12 protein-coding genes are annotated in these 19,230 nt (G+C 50.7%); 11 read left to right on the top strand and 1 reads right to left on the bottom strand.

Annotated elements, in window-relative coordinates; translation table 11 throughout:
- The first annotated feature begins 125 nt into the window (after positions 1-125).
- Positions 126-4,676 (top strand): WIAG-tail domain, encoded by a 4,551-nt coding sequence (locus HF638_RS12980; RefSeq protein ID WP_169480583.1) that lies wholly within the window; start codon positions 126-128, stop codon positions 4,674-4,676.
- A gap of 173 nt (positions 4,677-4,849) precedes the next feature.
- On the opposite strand, the gene HF638_RS12975 is transcribed toward HF638_RS12980, so the two are convergent.
- Positions 4,850-6,415, bottom strand: coding sequence for a M4 family metallopeptidase (locus HF638_RS12975; protein ID WP_169480582.1), 1,566 nt, complete (start codon positions 6,413-6,415; stop codon positions 4,850-4,852).
- Between the two features lie 760 nt (positions 6,416-7,175).
- Here HF638_RS12975 and HF638_RS12970 point away from each other — a divergent pair.
- The 10 genes from HF638_RS12970 to HF638_RS12925 all read left to right on the top strand — a co-directional run bounded on the left by HF638_RS12970 (position 7,176) and on the right by HF638_RS12925 (position 19,218).
- On the top strand, positions 7,176-8,144 hold the full coding sequence (locus tag HF638_RS12970; RefSeq protein WP_169480581.1) for a glycosyltransferase family 2 protein: 969 nt from the start codon (positions 7,176-7,178) through the stop codon (positions 8,142-8,144).
- Positions 8,145-8,185: 41 nt separating this feature from the next.
- Complete coding sequence (locus tag HF638_RS12965; protein WP_248278128.1) at positions 8,186-9,307, top strand: glycosyltransferase family A protein; 1,122 nt, start codon at positions 8,186-8,188, stop codon at positions 9,305-9,307.
- Positions 9,304-10,077 (top strand): glycosyltransferase family 2 protein, encoded by a 774-nt coding sequence (locus HF638_RS12960; RefSeq protein ID WP_169480580.1) that lies wholly within the window; start codon positions 9,304-9,306, stop codon positions 10,075-10,077. The genes HF638_RS12965 and HF638_RS12960 overlap by 4 nt, the downstream gene beginning before the upstream one ends.
- Positions 10,074-10,805, top strand: a complete 732-nt coding sequence (locus tag HF638_RS12955; RefSeq protein ID WP_169480579.1) for a sugar phosphate nucleotidyltransferase — start codon at positions 10,074-10,076, stop codon at positions 10,803-10,805. The genes HF638_RS12960 and HF638_RS12955 overlap by 4 nt, the downstream gene beginning before the upstream one ends.
- Positions 10,806-10,810: 5 nt before the next feature.
- On the top strand, positions 10,811-12,352 hold the full coding sequence (locus tag HF638_RS28895; protein ID WP_348982103.1) for a GT-D fold domain-containing protein: 1,542 nt from the start codon (positions 10,811-10,813) through the stop codon (positions 12,350-12,352).
- A 67-nt stretch (positions 12,353-12,419) separates the two neighbouring features.
- Positions 12,420-14,099 carry a glycosyltransferase family 2 protein gene (locus HF638_RS12945; RefSeq protein ID WP_169480577.1) on the top strand — a complete coding sequence of 560 codons (1,680 nt, stop codon included), beginning with the start codon at positions 12,420-12,422 and terminating at the stop codon, positions 14,097-14,099.
- 187 nt (positions 14,100-14,286) lie between these two features.
- Positions 14,287-15,255, top strand: coding sequence for a phosphotransferase (locus tag HF638_RS12940; RefSeq protein ID WP_169480576.1), 969 nt, complete (start codon positions 14,287-14,289; stop codon positions 15,253-15,255).
- 201 nt (positions 15,256-15,456) lie between these two features.
- Positions 15,457-15,735 carry a glutaredoxin family protein gene (locus tag HF638_RS12935; RefSeq protein ID WP_169480575.1) on the top strand — a complete coding sequence of 93 codons (279 nt, stop codon included), beginning with the start codon at positions 15,457-15,459 and terminating at the stop codon, positions 15,733-15,735.
- Between the two features lie 323 nt (positions 15,736-16,058).
- On the top strand, positions 16,059-17,402 hold the full coding sequence (locus tag HF638_RS12930) for an LLM class flavin-dependent oxidoreductase (RefSeq protein ID WP_169480574.1): 1,344 nt from the start codon (positions 16,059-16,061) through the stop codon (positions 17,400-17,402).
- A 172-nt stretch (positions 17,403-17,574) separates the two neighbouring features.
- Positions 17,575-19,218, top strand: a complete 1,644-nt coding sequence (locus HF638_RS12925) for an ABC transporter substrate-binding protein (protein ID WP_169480573.1) — start codon at positions 17,575-17,577, stop codon at positions 19,216-19,218.
- Positions 19,219-19,230 lie beyond the last annotated feature (12 nt).

Below are 19,230 nucleotides of genomic sequence, written 5' to 3'. Positions count from 1 at the left end.
ACCTTCCTGTCTTGACGCCTGTACACCCGTGCTCTGGAATCTGCAAAAGTCATAAATGAAGTGGCAGATGCCCATATGGAAGCATATGATGCCGGAGACGAACGTTAGAGGAAGGAGCAAGCTGCATGAGTAAAAATGGCAAAAAGAGGGTTCTGACGCCGAAACTGCGGCATGTGAGCCCGAAATTCAAGGAATTGGAACTGACTGATCGCCGAGTGGAACCAACAAAATCAGGGCTGATACCGAATAGGGGAGAACGCCTGAATACAGATGTACCTGCTCCCAAGAGTACTCAAGAGTCGGCCGAAGCTTCTCCCGAAAGTACAGAAGTTCGTTCAACGACGAACGAGCCTGTGCAAGAGAAATTGGCTGACACCCCGAAGCCTGAATCTGTAGAGTCAGTGAATCAGGAAGTGAGTACTCCAGTGGTCGTGGAGAAGGAAATTCAGGTAAGTAGTATTGCTCCTCTTTCCCTGGAAGAACAGAGTGGCAAGAAGGAGACAAAGAGCAAGGATCGGCTGGAGATTCTGAATCAGAATCAGATGCCTGGACATACCGGACACTACATCTACACGGATGATCTCAGTGAGTTCGCTGTTACGGAGAGTCGACTGGCTCCCTTCTCGGTGGATGCATCCAAGCTGAAACCGGGTGCTGTTGGAAGTGAAGCTTTACAGGATTATGCAGTGACCAGCATTCACATCGCAGATGGTGCAGTTGTATCTGCAAAACTGGCAGAAGCATCTGTATCGGAAGAACATCTGATTGATGGCTCCGTGTCGGGTCATAAAATCCGGAATGCGTCCATTGGCGGGGATAAAATCAGGGATGGCAGCATCACTTCCCAGAAGCTCGGCAATCAAGTCATTGATTCCGCCAAAATTGCCGACGGTTCCATCAATACAAGGCATCTTAGCCGCTTGCTGGTTACCGAAGAATTGATCAAAAATCACGCGGTCACCGGTGACAAGATTGCCATCAGTGGGATCGAGACCCGCCACTTATCTGGTGGAGTCATTCATACATCGAAGCTGGCTGATGATGCGGTGACATCGGCTAAAATTCGTGAAGGTGCAGTGACCGGTAGCAAAATTGAAGAGCAATCCATCGAGTCACACCACATTCAGTCCGGTGCAGTTAAACAGGCACATTTGGCGGAAGGGATTGTGGGACGTTCCCAATTGTCTGCCAGCAGTATTGGAAGTGAGCAGATTGAGGACGGAGCGATCCAGACCAGACACATTGCCGAGAATTCATTAAGCGGAAGGCATCTGGTGGATGGTTCCATCAGCTCCGCTCAGATTCGAGCGCTCGCTATAGGCAGCGAGCAGATTGGGCATGGAGAAATAAGCAGTGAGCATCTGGTGGACAGTGCGGTAAATAGCAGCAAACTGGCAGACCAGTCTGTCGGAACAGCGAAATTGCTGGAACAGTCGATTACGGCTTCCAAGATCGCCGACCAGAGCATCATTGCTTCCAAAATTGCAGATGAAGCCGTACAAGGTAAACATCTAGCCAAAGGGTCCATTCGTGCAGAGCATATCGCGAATCGGGGCATAACCCCTGTGCATGTGGATAATTCAGCTATTCACTCGATTCATATTGCTAGTGGAAGCATTGAAGCGTCCCATTTCTCCACGGGAAGTGTGTCTGCTGAGGCTTTGGGCGAAGGTGTTGTACTGGAGAAGCACTTGGCCGAGTCATCCGTAGGTACATTTGAATTGCAGGACGGAGCGGTAACAAGTGCGAAGCTCGCGGATACCAGTGTTACAGCTGAGAAACTGGGGCCTGCCTCTGTTATCAGCAAGGCGCTGGCTCCGGGCAGTGTAACATCGACCCATCTCGCGAATGGAGGCGTTACAGGTGCGCATCTTGCTCAAGGCAGTGTAGGTTCTGAGGCACTGAGACCTTATTCTGTGAAGTCCGAGCACCTTACGGAACACTCGGTGAGCACACCCCATCTTCAACCGGGCAGTGTTCATACGGAGGCGATGTCTCGCGGAGCAATCACGACGGATAAAATGGCCCCGGGCAGTGTTACCTCAGCCCAATTGGCTGGAGGGTCCATTTTCCCACCTCATCTGACGGATCATGCGGTTACCTCTCCTAAACTTTCACCGGAGAGTGTCTCAACTGACAAACTGGCTGACTTGGCAGTTACATCAGCCAAACTGGCCGACGGCAGTGTTACTTCTTCCAAAATATTGGCCGAAAGTATCGTTGCCAAGCACATTCCTGCTGGAACGATTCGTGGTTATCACCTGAAGCAACATGCCGTTTCTCTGGAACATCTGGCTGATGAGATCCGGTCGCCGGAGTTGTTTGCAGATGGCAGTATTACAGGCAACAAACTGCGGCAAGGTACGTTGTCTTCAGAACATCTGGCAGCAGATTCGGTATCTGGAGCGGAATTACAGCATGGTGCGGTAAGCAGTGAGCATCTTCAGCCTGGTTCGGTCGATTCGATTCATCTGGCTGGAGGCAGTGTAACATCTAATCATTTGGCTGCTCAGGTCGTGAACTCCCAGCATCTGAAAGAAGACATTATTTATGGAGATCATATCGTAGGGCAGGCAATAACGTCGCAACATCTCACGCCATCCTCTGTACAAACAGAACATCTGGCGCCTTTATCCGTGACGGAAGCACATCTGCAACCAGGTCTAATCAGTGGACTGCATCTTCAGGCGGAGGCGCTTGGTGCAAATCATCTTCAGCAAGGAGCGGTACAATCTCGTCATGTACAGGATGGGGCGATCCTTCCTCACCATATCCAGGAGCGGAGCATTGGTACTTCTCATCTGGAAGAAGAATCGGTGAGTACGATTATTTTGCAGGAAGAATCCGTGACCCGATCCAAACTGGCCACTGGCGGTGTAGACGGAACGAAAGTAGCTGCGGGTGCGATATCGAGCAGACATCTGGCATATGAAAGTGTGCAATCGATTCATATCGAAGAAGGCGCGATCCGAGGGGATCACATTCAGGAGGGAATCATTACTGCGCTTCATCTGGAAGAAGATGCAGTAAGTACGATTCATCTGCAGGATGGAGCAGTAACGGGTTCCAAACTGGCTGATGGCGTTGTAGACGGGGATAAATTAGTCGAGGGTGCGGTATCGAGTGTTCACCTTGCAGAGGAAAGTGTGCAATCCATTCATATTGAAGAAGGAGCTATCCGTGCGGATCATATCCAAGAGGGAAGTATTGGTACGCTTCATCTGGAAGGGGAATCAGTAGGTACTGCTAATCTCCAGAATGGAGCAGTAGCGGGTTCCAAATTGGCTGATAGCAGTGTAGACGGCAGTAAGCTAGTGGAAGGTGCGGTATCGAGTAACCACATTGCATACGAAAGTGTACATTTCGCCCATATCCAAGACGGGGCCATTCGTGCGGATCACATTCAAGAGGGAAGTATTGGTGCACTCCATCTGGAAGAGGAAGCAGTAGGCACGGTTAATCTGCAAGAAGGAGCAGTTACAGGTTCCAAGTTGGCAGATGGTAGTGTGGATGGCAGTAAATTAGCTACAGGCGCGATAGCCTCTGTGCATTTGGCTGACCGCGCAATCGATGGCAGCAAATTAGCCGAGGGTGCAATATCAAGTGCCCATCTCGCTGGCGAAAGTGTGCAATCTGCTCATATCCAAGACGGGACAATTCGTGCGGATCACATCCAAGAGGGAAGTATTGGTGCGCTCCATCTGGAAGAGGAAGCAGTAGGCACGGTTAATCTGCAAGAAGGAGCAGTTACAGGTTCCAAACTGGCTGACGGCAGTGTAGATGGAAGCAAATTGTCCACAGGCGCGATATCCGCTGTGCATCTGGCTGACCGAGCGATTGATGGCAGCAAATTAAGTGATCAAAGTATAACTTCCAGTCATCTGAATGCAGGTATTGTGGGTACGGCACATCTAAGTGAAGAGATCTGGAATGCCATTCGTCAGGTGAGTTCAGACACGCTGGAGCAATTGGCAGAGCTGAAAAGGCAGGAAGCAATGCTGGAGGTCCAGCAGCTTATGCAGACGGTAGGTCTGGACAATGACGCATTGTTCGGACTGGATATTGGTACGGAGACAGCCACGAATGCGCTGGCTGGTTTACTTGAACTGCAGGATCAACAGACACAGCCTGAACTGGAAAATCAGTATGATCAGCAAGAGCCGCAAGCTGGAACTGAATCCTCGACAGGATGGATAGAAGAAATTGCAGAACCTGTAACGGATGATAACTTTCAATCTACTGGTGATTCAGTCGAAACGTCGTCAGGATCTGCTGTTCAGGTGGAGTATACACCGGACCCTCAATCCATTACACAGGAGCATCTGTGTGATGATGCCGTGGGCAGCAACCAGCTGCAATCGGGTGCAGTTCAGGCCAAACATTTGGCATTTCAACCTGTTCGCAGCGTAAGCAAGCAACCGGTTGTACAGCAATTCGGAATGGAAGCATTTGTGCTGCCAGAGAGTGAAACATGCACAGAGGTAACCGTTGTGTTTGAAGAGTCATTTGCTTCCGAACATTATGTGATTGTAGCCATGAGCAATGATCGGGGATTTCAGGTATCTCTTCTCTCGCAGAGTGAGGATGAAGCGGTACTTGAAGTGTCGCGAACTGCAGATTGCAAGCATACGTACGGATTGTTGTCGTGGATTGCAGCAGGACCCTCGCAAGCATAATGCGGCCTTATATCAATAATAGACAAATGACAAAAGCGGTGCCCAGAGTTGTCCGGGACACCGCTTTTGCATGAGATAAGCTTGATCCGTTCGGACGGTGAGGGGTGTCTGAACGTTTCGTTACAATTTAAAATGAGTTCATTATAAGTTCAACTACATGAATTAAAGTAATTTTACAGGCCTACAGCTTGATATGCTTTGGTAATGGCTGTAGCTTCAGCGGAAGTTGCTCCGTACAGATCTTTGGCAGCTTGAATGGTAGCTGTCTTGGCAGCGGCAAATTTGGACGTTGGCGTCAGGTAGTTCACCAGTGTGCTGTAGAAAATCTGGATTGCTTTATCCCGGCCGATTCCAGTGACAGTCACACCATTGTGTGTTCCGCCTTGAGCTGCAAGGAAATAGGCTTTGTTAATGATACCACTGTTGATATGCACACCACCGTTATCCTGTGTACCTGTGTAGCGATCACTGTATTTGTCAGGTTGACCATACAATGTAGGGTTGGACAGGGAGCGCAGCGCGTCTCCTGGAATGTTAGGTGTGTAGATATCATCACCGAGCAGCCAGTTTTTACTTTGGATCGTATTACCGAAAATATCAGCAAAGGCTTCGTTGAGGGCACCTGGTTCATTACGATATTCCAGATTGGCTGTGTATTCAATAACACCATGTGTCAATTCATGACCCACAACATCCAGATCACCAGACAGGGATCGGAACGTCGTTCCGTCTCCATCACCAAAGACAATCTGTGCCCCGTTCCAGAAGGCGTTATTGTAATTGGAACCATAATGCACAGTGGATCTGATCAACAATCCGTTACCATTAATACCGTTACGGTTGAATTTGTTTTTGTAGAAATCATACGTGGCAGCAGCATAAGCATGAGCATCTACGCCTGCGCGATCGGTCCATACATTATCCGAATCCGTAAGCAGGGTACCTGGCAGCGAGGAGCCATTGTTCGCCGTGTACGTTTGGATGCCATTGCCGCGAGTGGTATCTCTCAGTTGGTAGGTGCTTCCGGATTGAGTGGTTGTCAGGGTTTTGGTATCACCAAGCACTCCTGTACCTGTTCCAGTAGCGAAGTTAATGAGGTCAAATTGGGATACGATACTGCCATCCACTGCATTTACGAAATACTTCGTCCGTAGAGGAGCAGGTTCAAGCACGTTAACTTCCGTAATGTAAACGAGATAAGTCTGTCCGTCTTCTTCATGATGATAGATGTTCAATTCAGCTTGAGGTGTGATTTCCGCTGCACCAAGCTCTCCAATGCGGGAGGTTGCTTCCTCGGTTGCAATACGGATCGCGTCTTCACCGCTGATCTCGGCTACACCATCATTCGGAATAGCTTGCTCTTCAATCGGTGGAAGGTCGCCAAGCGCGGAACTCACGGCTCCGGTTTTGTCCAAATGGATCGTCTGTTCTGCACCATAGACCGGGATACCTTTAATATATTGTTTCAGGCGGAAGTGTCTTACGCCAGCCGTATCGGTGTTTCTTTTGACAATTTTGAGCTGGGATTTCACATCGGAATTCAGGAATTGTTCCTGTTGTCCAAGGTAATCGAAGATGGTGTCATCTGTTCCACTATTCAATGGAATACCCTCCTCAGCGGCATAAGGGGCCTGAAGTGGAATGGATTGATCAGACACTGGAGCTGCAGTAGCAGAGGATACGGAAGCGAGCAAAAGAGCTCCTCCAAGAATTGTTGGCATAACTTTGGCAAATTTCATAGTAAACTCTCCATTCTCAAACTTATTTTTTTTTGGATAAATATCATGCCAATCTCGGTTGGGATTCCGTCTGCAACTTGGGCAGCGCGGAGCGTGGGGCTAAACCTGAAGCGTGGAATGAGACAAGAAACGATTGGAACAAAATCGGCTGGACCTTGGCTCGGGAAGTGTTCAACACAACCCAAAGGATTACCGTTTATTCAGTTCAGCCCGAAGGCTTAATCGTCCATTGTGTTCCTCTTTCAGAAGCCGGGGGGTGTCCAATTGCGCAGGTAGAAGGTGTGTTCACGGAAAACTGGGTTGTTCATTCCGGGTTTACGTAAATGACAATGACTGTGTGTGTTGAACAGCATCACTCCTCTCAAGATCAGAAATGCAAACAACAAAACATGCTTCGTGAATGGCATCATCAATAACTAACCTAAGGTCAATAAATAGTAAAATAAGATGATTGGGAACTTCTGTTCCTTACAAGGTTATTTTTGTAAATAAAACTGCTTGGATCGTATATTATCACAGTGTAAAACTTTGGAAAAGATGCAAATTTGGTTTTTTTCTAAAATTGTGTCTGAAGTAGGGGAGAGGTAGCGTTTTTCGCATATCTTGACGTATTTTGTCTAAAAGGAAGGCTTGTACCCCTTGATTCACAGAGAGAACCTGCTTGGTACAAGGACATACGCCGTTTCCACTGCTCCACGAATACATAGAATAACGTGTACTCCCTTGGCATGCTCATGATTGAATGCGGGAGGTGAAAGTGTTGCGTAAAACCCGTACTAAAGCACGTTTTGCAACGCAATCGAAAGTGACAGGCAGAAAAACAGTACTGAAGAAACGAAGTTTGAAGTCTGGACAGAAAAAGGGTACAAAGGCCTATGTGTTCGTTATTCCACCCAGGCCGCAGATGCCACAGGCAAAGGATGGGGCCAAGAATGAAGCCGAAAATGGGATTGAAAATGGCATAAGAGATGCTTCTCCGCATGGGGACGATTCTCAGCGGCCGATGCTCTCGGTCATTATCCCTGCCATGAATGAGGAGAAAACGATTGGTGCCGTCGTTCGGGAAGCGCTGCGGATATGCCGTGACGCTGAAGTGCTTGTCGTTGTGAATGGTTCAACAGACGGTACAGCTAATGCAGCTAAACGTGCAGGAGCACGAGTACTCACTTATGCCGAAGCACTGGGGCATGATGGAGGACGAAAAGTAGGTGCAGCGGCGGCCCGCGGTCAGGTATTGCTGTTCACTGATGCAGATATTGCAATCCCTGCCGAGCACCTTGCACCTTATGTGCAGGCTGTGCTGAAGGGAACGGATGTGGCACTTAACGACTACCATGGACCGGTCACTCGCAGCCCCATTCATCCGGTAGTGGAGGCCAAACACATGTTGAACAGCATACTCGCCAGATCCGATCTCCGTGGGGCTTCGATGACAGCTATTCCGCATGCATTAAGCCGTCATGGACTTGAGGTGATCGGAATAACATCACTGGAAGTTCCGCCGCTCGCACAAGCGAAGGCAGTGATTGGCGGTCTCCGGGTACGCGCTGTTCATCACGTACCTGTGGGCAGATTGAATGCAGTTCGGATCAAGAAACGAAGTGGGCCTGATCCGCTCAGTCATGTGGTGCTGAATGATCATCTGGCAGCAATCAGGTGGATTACGGACACGCTCGGTCCCCGTGGAGGTCATACCGATCTGCAACGTGTTCGCAGCCTGGCGAGGTAAGCATGCCGCATCGGATGATGCAGCATGCTGGAGGTGAGGAAATGAAGGGACGTTCAGGGGTTGTCCACCGCAGGCGGACAATAAATAGACGAAGACGTACGACGACAGGAAGCACCCGTATTAACAAGCGTCATGGGAACAAGAAGCAGTTGATCACCTCAAAAAAGAGAAGAACCGGGTCGAAATCTGGCCTAATAGATCTGCGCTTGATGTGGAAAGCAGGGCAACTTGCAGGAAGTGAGGCGAAGGCGGACAACACAGCGTCAGAAAAACATGCGCGCCACGCATGGAATGTATATGCGGCCAACGTTGCGGAGCTAAGCAACCACGAAGTTGCCCTGAACGCAGGTAAGGCATTTTTGCAAGGATATGCTCATACTTCTGGACATTCATTCCAGATCGTACCTTTACCCCTTCGGCATTCGGCTGCTGCCGTTGTCTGTGCCTGCAATGAGGAACGCACTCTGGGGCAGGTGCTGTTGCAACTCAAGCGTTTGCCTCTGACGGATATCATTGTGGTACTGAATGGAACGACGGATGACAGTTTGAAACAGGTATTAAAGCAGCCGGGAATTACGCTCGTATATGAACCGGATCGGGCAGGACATGATGTGGGCCGTTCACTGGGAGCCAAGATGACGGATGCGGAGACGGTCCTCTTCGTGGATGGGGATATGGTCGTGGCGGCGGAACAACTTGCACCATTTCTGTTCGCGGTAGATCGGGGACAGGATGTGGCGTTGAATAATCTGACGTCCTTGCTTCCTCCGTTCGCAGGGCAGGATGAGGTAAGCCGGATCAAAGCATATCTAAACCGAACATTAGGCAGGGCAGATCTCGGTTCCAATTCCATGACAGCCGTGCCCCACGCCGTGTCTCGTCGTATGATTCAGACCGTGAAGCCAGCATCACTGGCCGTTCCACCAAAGGCACAATGCCTCGCCATTCAGCATGGGCTGAGCGTATCGGCACCAAGTCAGGTGGATGTTATTCGTTCCAATCGATTACGTCCCGGTAACACGGGGAGTGGGAATGATGTCGCCAGATTGATCATCGGAGATCATCTGGAGGCGCTGGCTACCTGGCTGGATACGGGCTGGAATACAGTCCAGGCACATACGCTCTCCCGTGCTGAAGTGGCTTACAGGAGGAACGCCAGATGACACTGACGAGTATGATTATCCCAACGTACAACGGGCTGGATCTTATCAGGCCCTGCATCGATGCCATCCGACTATACTCGGGCGATCCTGCGTCATACGAAATTATCGTTGTGGATAACGGTTCGACGGATGGAACGGCTGAATATTGTGCACTGGAGCGAATTCGTTTTGTCAGGTTCTCGGACAATCGGGGATTTCCGGCAGCGTGTAACGCTGGACTCCGTGCAGCTTGCGGGGATGAGCTGTTGCTGCTGAACAATGATGTTACGGTCACGCCTCGTTGGCTGGAGAATCTGCGAACGGCTCTGTACAGTGATGCAAGTATTGGGATCACGGGTCCTGTCACGAATTATGCAAGCGGCATTCAGCAGATTGAACTGACGTTTCGGAACATGGAACATTTTCAGGAGCTGGCTGATTCCAACAATGTTGCGGATTCTTCAAGGTGGAGGGACGTGCGCCGGATTGTCGGTCTGTGTATGCTGATGAAACGAAGTGTAGTGGAATCAGTTGGACTGCTTGACGAGGCGTACTCCCCGGGACACTATGAGGATGATGATTATTGTTACAGAGCAAGATTGCAAGGCTATCGCTTGCTGGTATGCGGGGATGTTCTCGTGCATCATCAGGGAAGTGCAAGCTTCCAGAAGACAGATCCGGTGGCGTGGAAACAGCTGCTTGAGCGTAATCGTTCGATTTTTATGAGCAAATGGCATGTCGATCCGCTTGAATATATGGACATATCCGATGAAGGAGGGAATGTGGAATGAAAGGTGTAATTCTTGCCGGCGGAACAGGAACTAGACTGTATCCTCTGACCCGGCTCATTAACAAACATCTGCTTCCAGTCGGTAAACATCCGATGATTATGTATGGCATCGACAGGCTCCGCCAGGCAGGCATTGATGAACTATTGATTGTCATTAACAAACATTCCGCCGGGTTATATACAGAGTATCTTGGTGGCGGAGCAGATCATGGGGTCAAGCTGACGTACCGCATTCAGGAAAAGGCAGGCGGCATTGCGGAAGCGTTGGATCTGGCGACTACCTTTATCCTTCCTGGCGAAAAATTCGTTGTGCTTCTGGGGGATAATCTCTTCAGCGACGATTTGAAGCCTTATGTGGACCGCTACATGCAGCAACCTGCTGGTACAGCGCGAGTTCTGCTCAAAGAGGTGGATGATGCTCGACGTTATGGGGTGCCGGTCTTTGATCCAACGCATCCAGAGCGAATCTCGTACATTGAGGAGAAGCCAAGCCAGCCGAAGACCTCTTATTGTGTAACGGGCATATACATGTATGACGATCATGTATTTAACCTGATTCAAAACATCGCGCCGTCTGCGCGTGGAGAGCTTGAAATCACGGATGTAAATAATCACTACGCGTCTGCTGGTGGACTGGAATATGATATTTTGCAGAAATACTGGAGTGATGCAGGTACATTTGATTCGCTCCAAGAAGCAGCTGTCCGCATGAAAGGACAATTGCCCTAAAATATATGCGCCTGATGCTGCCGCTGTGCGGTGCCCCATGGGAGCAGAACACCCTGCGCCGGAGCTGGAAGGATGCTCCGGCGCTTTGCGCAGCGACAATCCTCGTGCATGCCAAAGGAGGGAATGGCGTGAGAGTTGCGACACGTACCGGGTCCGCTGGGGCCTCAGTGTCAAGTAAGCCCCGGGGCACGCACCCGGCGGTATTCATGGGCAGTGGCACTCCGGCAGGGCCGGGTACAGGGCCCGCTGGAGTCAGAGGTATGAAGTCTGGGAAACGGAGTACCCAGACCAAAGCGGGTACATCTGCAGGCGCAGCGCATAAGGTCCATGCTGGCAAAGCGGGCAGCACGGGCAGTGCTGTGGGCAGAGCAGGCAAAGCTGGCCCGGCAAGCGGGAGCAATGCGGGCAGAGCCAGCCGTTCCGGCAAAGGCAAAGCCGGCCTGCGCCAGGCCACTGCTGGGCGCAGGCCGGCACCAGCGCGGGGCCGGCGTGCCGCTGCCCGCGCCAAGCAGCGCACGGCGATGCGCCGTGCGCCCATGCCAGCACCGCAAGCCAGCACGCCACAGGCGATGCCTGCCAGCGGTGCTGGCCCCGCCCCACGCCAGGCGACACGCCCGAAGGGTGTCGCCCACACGGGGCGGGAAGGCGCTGCCGCCGCGCATGCGGGCAGCGCGAAGGGCTTGCCTGCTGCGCCTGCGGAGCACGCAGCGCAGGCGCAGGCCGTGCCCGGCGGCTACGCCGAGGGCTACCGCGACGGCGTATTCGCCGGCGGGGAGGCGCTGGTGGCGCAGCACATCCCGCCGGATCACATTCTGCCTGCCGTAGCGGCGGCAGATCTGATCGCGGCGGGCTTCCGCCAATACGCGCCAAGCCTGGCCCGGCTGTCCAGCCCGCATGAGATGGCTGGCCACATCACGGCGGCGCTGGATGCGCAGCGCCCCTTGTCTGTCGTTCGCCTCGGAGATGGCGAACTGCTCACCTTGGCAGCCGATACGGTGCTGCCAGGCCAAGAAGTGCAGGAGCTAGCACCATTTCTGCCCTATGCAGGGGTGCCATGCTCAACGCCAGACATCCGCGCGATGCTCGCGGAAGCTATTCAGGCCGCCGACTGGGTTGGCGTCCCCATCTCCCGGGCGCCCACGTTCCAGGGTTTGCTATTCCCGGTATTGCGCCACTTCGGGATCGACTGGTCCCGGCTGAAGTTGACCAGCTCCACGATCAATTACAGTCTGCATCAGTCCGGCTTGGTACTGCCCATTCTTCAAGGGCGGCGAGTTCTGCTCATAGGCAGCCAGGCTGCAGAGCTTGCGGCACTGCTGCATAGCCGGGGTATTCATGTCACAGGTATCATTGGTTCTGTGGCGGGAGTTATGGATGTTCCGAGGGTGATGCAGCAAACCGCAGAACATGCTTTCGATATCGCTCTGGTGGCGGCAGGCATTCCAGCGGTCATCCTATGTAGGCGAATTGCAGGTGAACTGGGCAAGGTCGCTCTGGATTTTGGACATTTGGCTGACAAACTGGTAACAGGAGAGCTTCAACTCTAGGTGGACCGTCCGGGGGCTGGTCATGTCCGCGTTGGCCTCACGGACGAGTGGAAATGGAGGGAGCAACATGAGCATACCCGGTCAACAGCGCGGGGAAGGACGTCATGGTCGTAACAACAAGGCTGATGCTCGAAACGTCACCCGTCGTGACAAAAGCCGTAGTGAACACAAACGGAATGGCAGCATAAGCAGCGACAAAAAAGCGGGCCGCCTTGCCACACAGCAAGATGTCTCACGACCTGAAATGGCAGTTCTGCATGCAGCAGGTAGTCGTTCAACGCGGAAATCGAGACGCAAGGGCAAAAGTAAACTCACAGCCAAAGGTGCAAAACTCTACAAACAGGGTTATAACAGAGGCTACGACGAAGGTGTCCGCCAGGGACAGAGCTCGTTTGGTCTTGTTTTTGAAGGAGTTAGCATCATTATTCCCACGTACAATCAGCGGGAGTATGTGCTGCAATGTGTGTCCAGTATCGAAAAGCATACCCCGGCCCCCTTCGAAATCATAGTCGTGGATAATGCCTCCAAGGATGGAACTGCTGAGGCGATGCTCCGCAAAGGCGGCATGGTGAGGGTGGCTGCCCTGGATCAGAATCGGGGGTTTGCCGGAGGTGTCAATCACGGGCTGATGATGGCGAGAGGACGACATATTATCGTACTGAACAACGATACGCTGGTTACTCCGGGCTGGCTGGATAACATGATGACTTGTCTTGCCAGTGATCCGCAGATTGGTGTGGTGGGTCCGGTGACCAACTATATTGGTGGGGATCAGCAGATTCAGGTTCCATACCGTGAGGTCGAGGATATGTGGTCTTTTGCCAGCACACATAATCGTCCGGATGCAGAGAAACACCGAATGACCGATCGACTCGTCGGATTCTGCTGGCTGTTCTCACGGGAACTGTTCTCACGGGTAGGTTATCTGGATGAAGGTTATGCCGTGGGCAATTTTGAAGATGACGACTGGATCATCCGGGTGAAGTTGGCAGGATACCAGCTTGCGGTAGCCGGGGATGCCTTTATCCATCACTTCGGAAGTGTCAGCATGAAAGCCTTGGGTGAGCAGGACTTTGCTGTAGTGAACAAGGATAACGAGCAGTTTTATAGCCAAAAGTGGGGAGATCCCCATGCGCTGGTTGCCGAAACCACCCGCTTGGCGAAACGACAAACCTCTGGTACCTTATCCGGTCAACAAGAGGACAGAGATACGAACGCAATCGATCCGCGTCAGCGAATCTCAACGCAAGGTAGCCAAGATCCAGCATTACAGTTCAGACGCAGCAGTGAATTCTACCCGGAAGGATCGTTCCTTTCTGATGCCAAAGGCGATGTCTATACTTTAACCGGCGGACGGCGGCGTAAGTTGAACATCCCTGTACCGCGTGGAATATCTCCTGTTCAGGTTGCTAAACCGGATCTGCTCGCCATTCCTGCCGGAGAAGCACTGATATCAGCGGGGGACGTGCAAGGATGGCCGATGGAGTCACATCAGGTGCATACGACAGCGGTTCAAGGTTCTCCCAGTGGCTGGGCAGAAGGAAGTATTGTTGCCGCAGTGGATGCACCCGAGATTCGATATCAGATCAGCGGAGGCAAGCGCAGAAGATTTGTATCGGTCTATGCCGCAGAACGTTGGGGCGTGCTTTCTGGGCATATCGTTAATGTGTCTGCGGACCAATTGAATTCGATGGAAGAAGGCTGGCCGATTATCGCCCCACCTCAGCTCTTGAACCCCAATCTGTAATGTCAGGCGATCTGTTTATGCGAATCAGCAGCATGATGCGGAATGGAAGATGTAGCGGTATCCTGTGTAATCGCTCTGACTCATTCCGCATCCGAATAATTGAAAGATCATTCATTTCCTTTTACACTATGACCAACGCAGTTATCATCAAGCGTAACTTGGGATCATGAGATAGGGAGGATGCACGGTGAAGAATTCTATAGTTAACCAAGCCGAACAGATTGCCAGTGATTTTTTGCTGGAAAAAGTAACATGCTCACATCATATTGTGGGTAAAGGTTTTGTTAATCAGGTCTGCCTGGTGGAAACGGCAAGTCATAAAGTGATTGTACGGATGAATAATCCAGATACATATCCGACCTTTTTGAAAGAAAAATGGTGCATCGAACGAGCAACGAGTGCCGGTATTCCTGGGCCAGAGACATTATCCGTTGGGGTCAACGCTGAACATGCCTATATGATTCAAACGGTTGTGGAAGGGGATAACGGATTGGATACGACAGTGCCCCCGTCCATGATCTGGAGGAAACTTGGTGAGTATACGCAACGTTTGCAATCCATCCCCGTTACAGGTTTCGGAAGGGATCTGCACAATTCTGTACAGGATCGCTTCTACTCTCCCCCTCATGCAGGATCAGATGGCAGTTGGCAAGGATATGTGCAATACAATATCAATAGTCTGACGGAGCAAGACCCGCTGATCGAGCTTGGTGTGATGACGATGAAGGAATCACAGGTCGTAAGGCAATTATTCGAACAAATGAACATGCAAAAATTCCGCTTTGGCTTATGCCATGGCGATCTCTCTTTGAAGAATACAATCGTAAGTTCAACGGGTGAGATTACCCTTCTGGACTGGGGAAATGCGGAGGTCACCGTTACGCCGTATGGGGATATCATTCAACTCATGCAATGCCAGCTACGGGGAGAGGGTCCTGACAACGAAGGAATGAAAGCGTTTTTAGAAGGTTATGGGACAAGTGTACAAGAGCAGGAACATGAACTGAATCAAGCGAGGTATGTTTTGCTGTTGAAAGCGTTCGATACCCTGAGGTGGGCCATAGATCGAAGTCCGGATCAGATCGAGTTTTACACTACATTAGCGAAACAAGCTCTTGAACAGGTTTGGAGGGCCAATAGCGAATCATTGATGTAAAATCATTCATCTTTCAAATTTAAAATTTAATCTTTCTATTTAGCTATAGGTTTATTCTATTAGCAGATCCATTGACGCCTGAAGGGTGCAGGAGTACATTTATAGCCATAATTCTTATTTAACAGATGGGAATTGAAGGTCTAGGGCATTCGTCATCCATCGCTCAGATCTTAATTTTAAAACCAACCAGGAGGTATGTCGATGTCATCATCAACCCAAAAAGTCGTGCTGTGGAGCAAAACAGGCTGTCATTTTTGCGGGGAAGTAAAAGCATTTCTGACAGAGCGAAACCAGCCTTTCGAGAACATTGAAGTGCAGGGTAATGACGTGCTGCGAGATGTACTTGAAGCAAAATATGGCATTCGGCATGTACCTGTCATTGAAGTAGGAGGGGACGGCAAGTTTGAAGCCTTGCTGGAACCTGATCTGGAGAAGCTGGCTGAACTTCTGGCACGAGCGGACGAAGCGGCAGCGGTCTAACGGGAGTCGATATATACCTTTGGAGCAAGCCGTTCCGGCTGATGCATGATGCAAGATCGCATTTGTGCAGCAGCCGGAACGTTCATAACTCAACGCTTGATGAGATGTAAATGGTTCTCATTCACATCTTCAATACTCATATAGAAAAAATCTATTAGTCGCGCTGTTGACCCTTTTACGGGGCAGTGATAAGATTTGTGGAATTAAAACAAACCAAACTCATAGGAATAGTTAACTATTAAGTTGTTTCGCATACGTAATCAGTTCAAAGTGGCCCTTGATAGTTCTTTTGAAGATTTTAATCCAAGGAAGGCGGAATGCACATGACAGCGAAACGCAGTTTGAAATTCGGAGCTATTGTACACGGCGTTGGAGGAAGCAATACCACATGGAGACACCCGGAAGTTCTGGCAGATGCCAGTGTTAACTTTGAGTTCTACAAGCGTCAGACATTGAAAGCCGAAGAAGGCAAGTTCGATCTGGTTTTTATTGCAGACGGTCTGTATATTACCGAGAAATCCATTCCCCATTTCCTGAATCGCTTCGAACCGATCAGTATTCTATCCGCCTTGGCTGCCGTTACTTCACGGATTGGATTGGTGGGTACCCTCTCGACATCCTACAGTGATCCCTTCACCGTAGCCAGACAGTTCGGTTCCCTCGATCAGATCAGTGATGGCCGTGCAGGCTGGAACGTAGTAACCTCTCCGCTCGAAGGTACAGCGAAGAACTACAGTAAGAGCAATCACCCTACGCATCCGGAACGTTACCGTATTGCAACGGAATATCTGCAGGTAACCAAAGGATTGTGGGATTCTTGGGAAGATGATGCCTTTGTAAGAGACAAAGAGAGTGGTGTATTCTTCGACCCATCCAAACTGCACACGCTTAATCATGAAGGAGAGTTTTTCTCCGTACAAGGTCCGCTCAATATTGCCCGTTCACGGCAAGGACAGCCGGTGATTTTCCAGGCAGGTTCATCGGAAGATGGCAAAACGCTGGCAGCACAAGAAGCGGATGCTGTCTTTACCGGACACGATACGATTGAAGATGCACAGGCATTCTATAAGGATGTGAAAACGCGGGCGGCTTCCTATGGGCGTTCTTCACAGGATATTGTTATTCTGCCAGGCATCAATCCCATTGTTGGACAGACCGAAGAGGAAGCTGAACAGAAATATCAGGAGATCGCAAGCTTGGTCACCATCGACAAAGCACTGGATTACCTGGGACGGTTCTTCGAACATCATGATTTCTCCCAATATCCACTGGATGAGCCTTTCCCGGAGCTGAATGGCATTGGAAGTAACAGTTTCCGCAGTGGCACGGACAAGATCAAGAAGGATGCCAAGGAGCAAGGATTGACGTTGCGTGAAGTGGCTCTGCGAGCAGCGACACCGCGCAGCAAATTCCTGGGCACACCAGAGCAGGTTGCTGACAAGATTCAGGAATGGTTCGAGACGGAAGCGGCGGATGGCTTCATTATTGCTTCGGAGCTGCCAAGTGGATTGTCTGATTTTGTGGAACTGGTTGTTCCAATACTGCAAGAGCGCGGCCTGTATCGTACGGACTATGAACACGATACATTGCGAGGGAACCTTGGGGTGCAGATTCCGGTTAACCGTTATACGGCTGCGAAGGAGCAAGTCGTATCTGATTTGGCATAACGGATAGGGAGCGAACGAGCATCTGATTTTGTCTGGCTGTTTTCTCCAACCGGTAATAAAGTCATTTACTACGTCTCGCACTATTTTAAAACCGACTTAACTCATAGGATATATCAAGTATTGGTATAAACATCAATTTAATGACACCTGTATACACAGAGGGGGAAGCGATATGAACAGGTCTATCTCATGGATGAAATATATGGCATTGGCAGCAGTATTGGTGATGGTATTATCCGGTTGCGGAGCGGCGGGAGGCAGCACGAACGGTGCAGCACAGGCTTCGGGCGGGGATCAGGCCGGGCAAGCTGAAGGAGGCAACCTGACTTTTGCACTCGCGACCTCACCGGATACGCTGGACCCTCATCGCAGTGGGCTTGCCGTAACGGTACGTGCCATCCGGACGATCTACGACAATCTGGTAGTACAGTTGCCGGACGGTTCCATCAAACCTTGGCTCGCCACGGAATGGAGCGTATCGGAGGATGGCAAGAGTTATACGTTCAAGCTGCGTGAAGGTGTGAAGTTCCACGATGGCACACCGTTTAATGCGGAAGCCGTGAAATACAATCTGGACCGGGTGATTGATCCGGCTACCAAAGCTGCCAATTCCCTTGCCCTGATTAGACCCTACAGCTCCTCCGAAGTCATTGATGAATATACCATTAAGGTAAATCTGGAATCGCCATCGCAAGCCTTTCTTGGCAACTTGAGCCAGGCGCTTCTGGGGATCGTATCCCCTACAGCTGCCCAAAAATATGGCGACCAGCTGGGTAAAAATCCGGTGGGCACAGGTCCGTATACCTTTGTGAAATGGGATGAAAATGCGGATATCGTCGTTGCCAAGAACAAGGATTACAACTGGGGACCTGAGACGGTTGAAAATAAAGCTGCACCACATGTGGATACGATCACATTCAAAATTGTACCAGAAGAAGCGACACGCATCGGAAGTGTACAAAGTGGTCAGGTACTCGCTGCCGAGACCGTTCCACCGCAGAATATCGCTGCATTGAAAAACGATCCGAACCAGCAATTGCTACAGGCCAATACGGTTGGACTGCCGTACACACTCTTTTTCAATCTGCGCAAAGCGCCTTGGGATGATGTGAAAGTAAGGCAGGCAGTACAATCCGCTGTAGATGTGGAATCGATTGTCAAAACATTGTATCTGGGCAACTACGAACGTGCGTGGTCCGCACTGTCTCCTGGAATCCTGGGTTACAATGCATCGCTGGAAGGAAGCATCAACCCGGACATCAACAAAGCCAATCAGCTGCTCGATGAACAAGGTTGGGTGAAAGGCGCTGACGGCATTCGTGCCAAAGATGGCCAGAAGTTGACCCTACGTTATGTCGATGGTTCGCCCAATCGGGAGAAACGCAATGACATTGCCGCCATTATCCAGCAACAGCTGAAACAGGTAGGCATCGCTGTTGAAGTGGAAATTACCAAAGACGTAGCAACGGTCATCTATCAGAACTGGGATTATGATCTCTATGGCAACAGTCAGGTCAATTCTGATCCCAATGCCTTGTACGCTTTCTATCATACGAGTGCAGAGGGCCAGCGTCCGACCTTATCCGGTTTGTCTGATCCGAAGATCGATGAACTGCTGGAGCAGGGGGCCGTTGAGAGTGACGCGGATAAACGTGTCGAGATCTACAATCAGATTCAACAATACCTGATTGAGCAAGCGGTAATTCTACCGATCTATGTATTCCCGTATACCGTCGCAGCATCAAAAAAGGTCGAGGGTATCAAGTTCGATTCACTGGGTTATCCACTCTTTAACGATGCTCGCATTCAGCCCTAACAGAGGTTGTTC

The organism is Paenibacillus sp. SZ31 (assembly GCF_012912005.1).
In the GTDB taxonomy this organism is placed as follows: Bacteria; Bacillota; Bacilli; order Paenibacillales; family Paenibacillaceae; genus Paenibacillus.
Note: the sequence above shows the minus strand (reverse complement) of the source record. Positions and strands in the feature narration are given on the sequence as shown.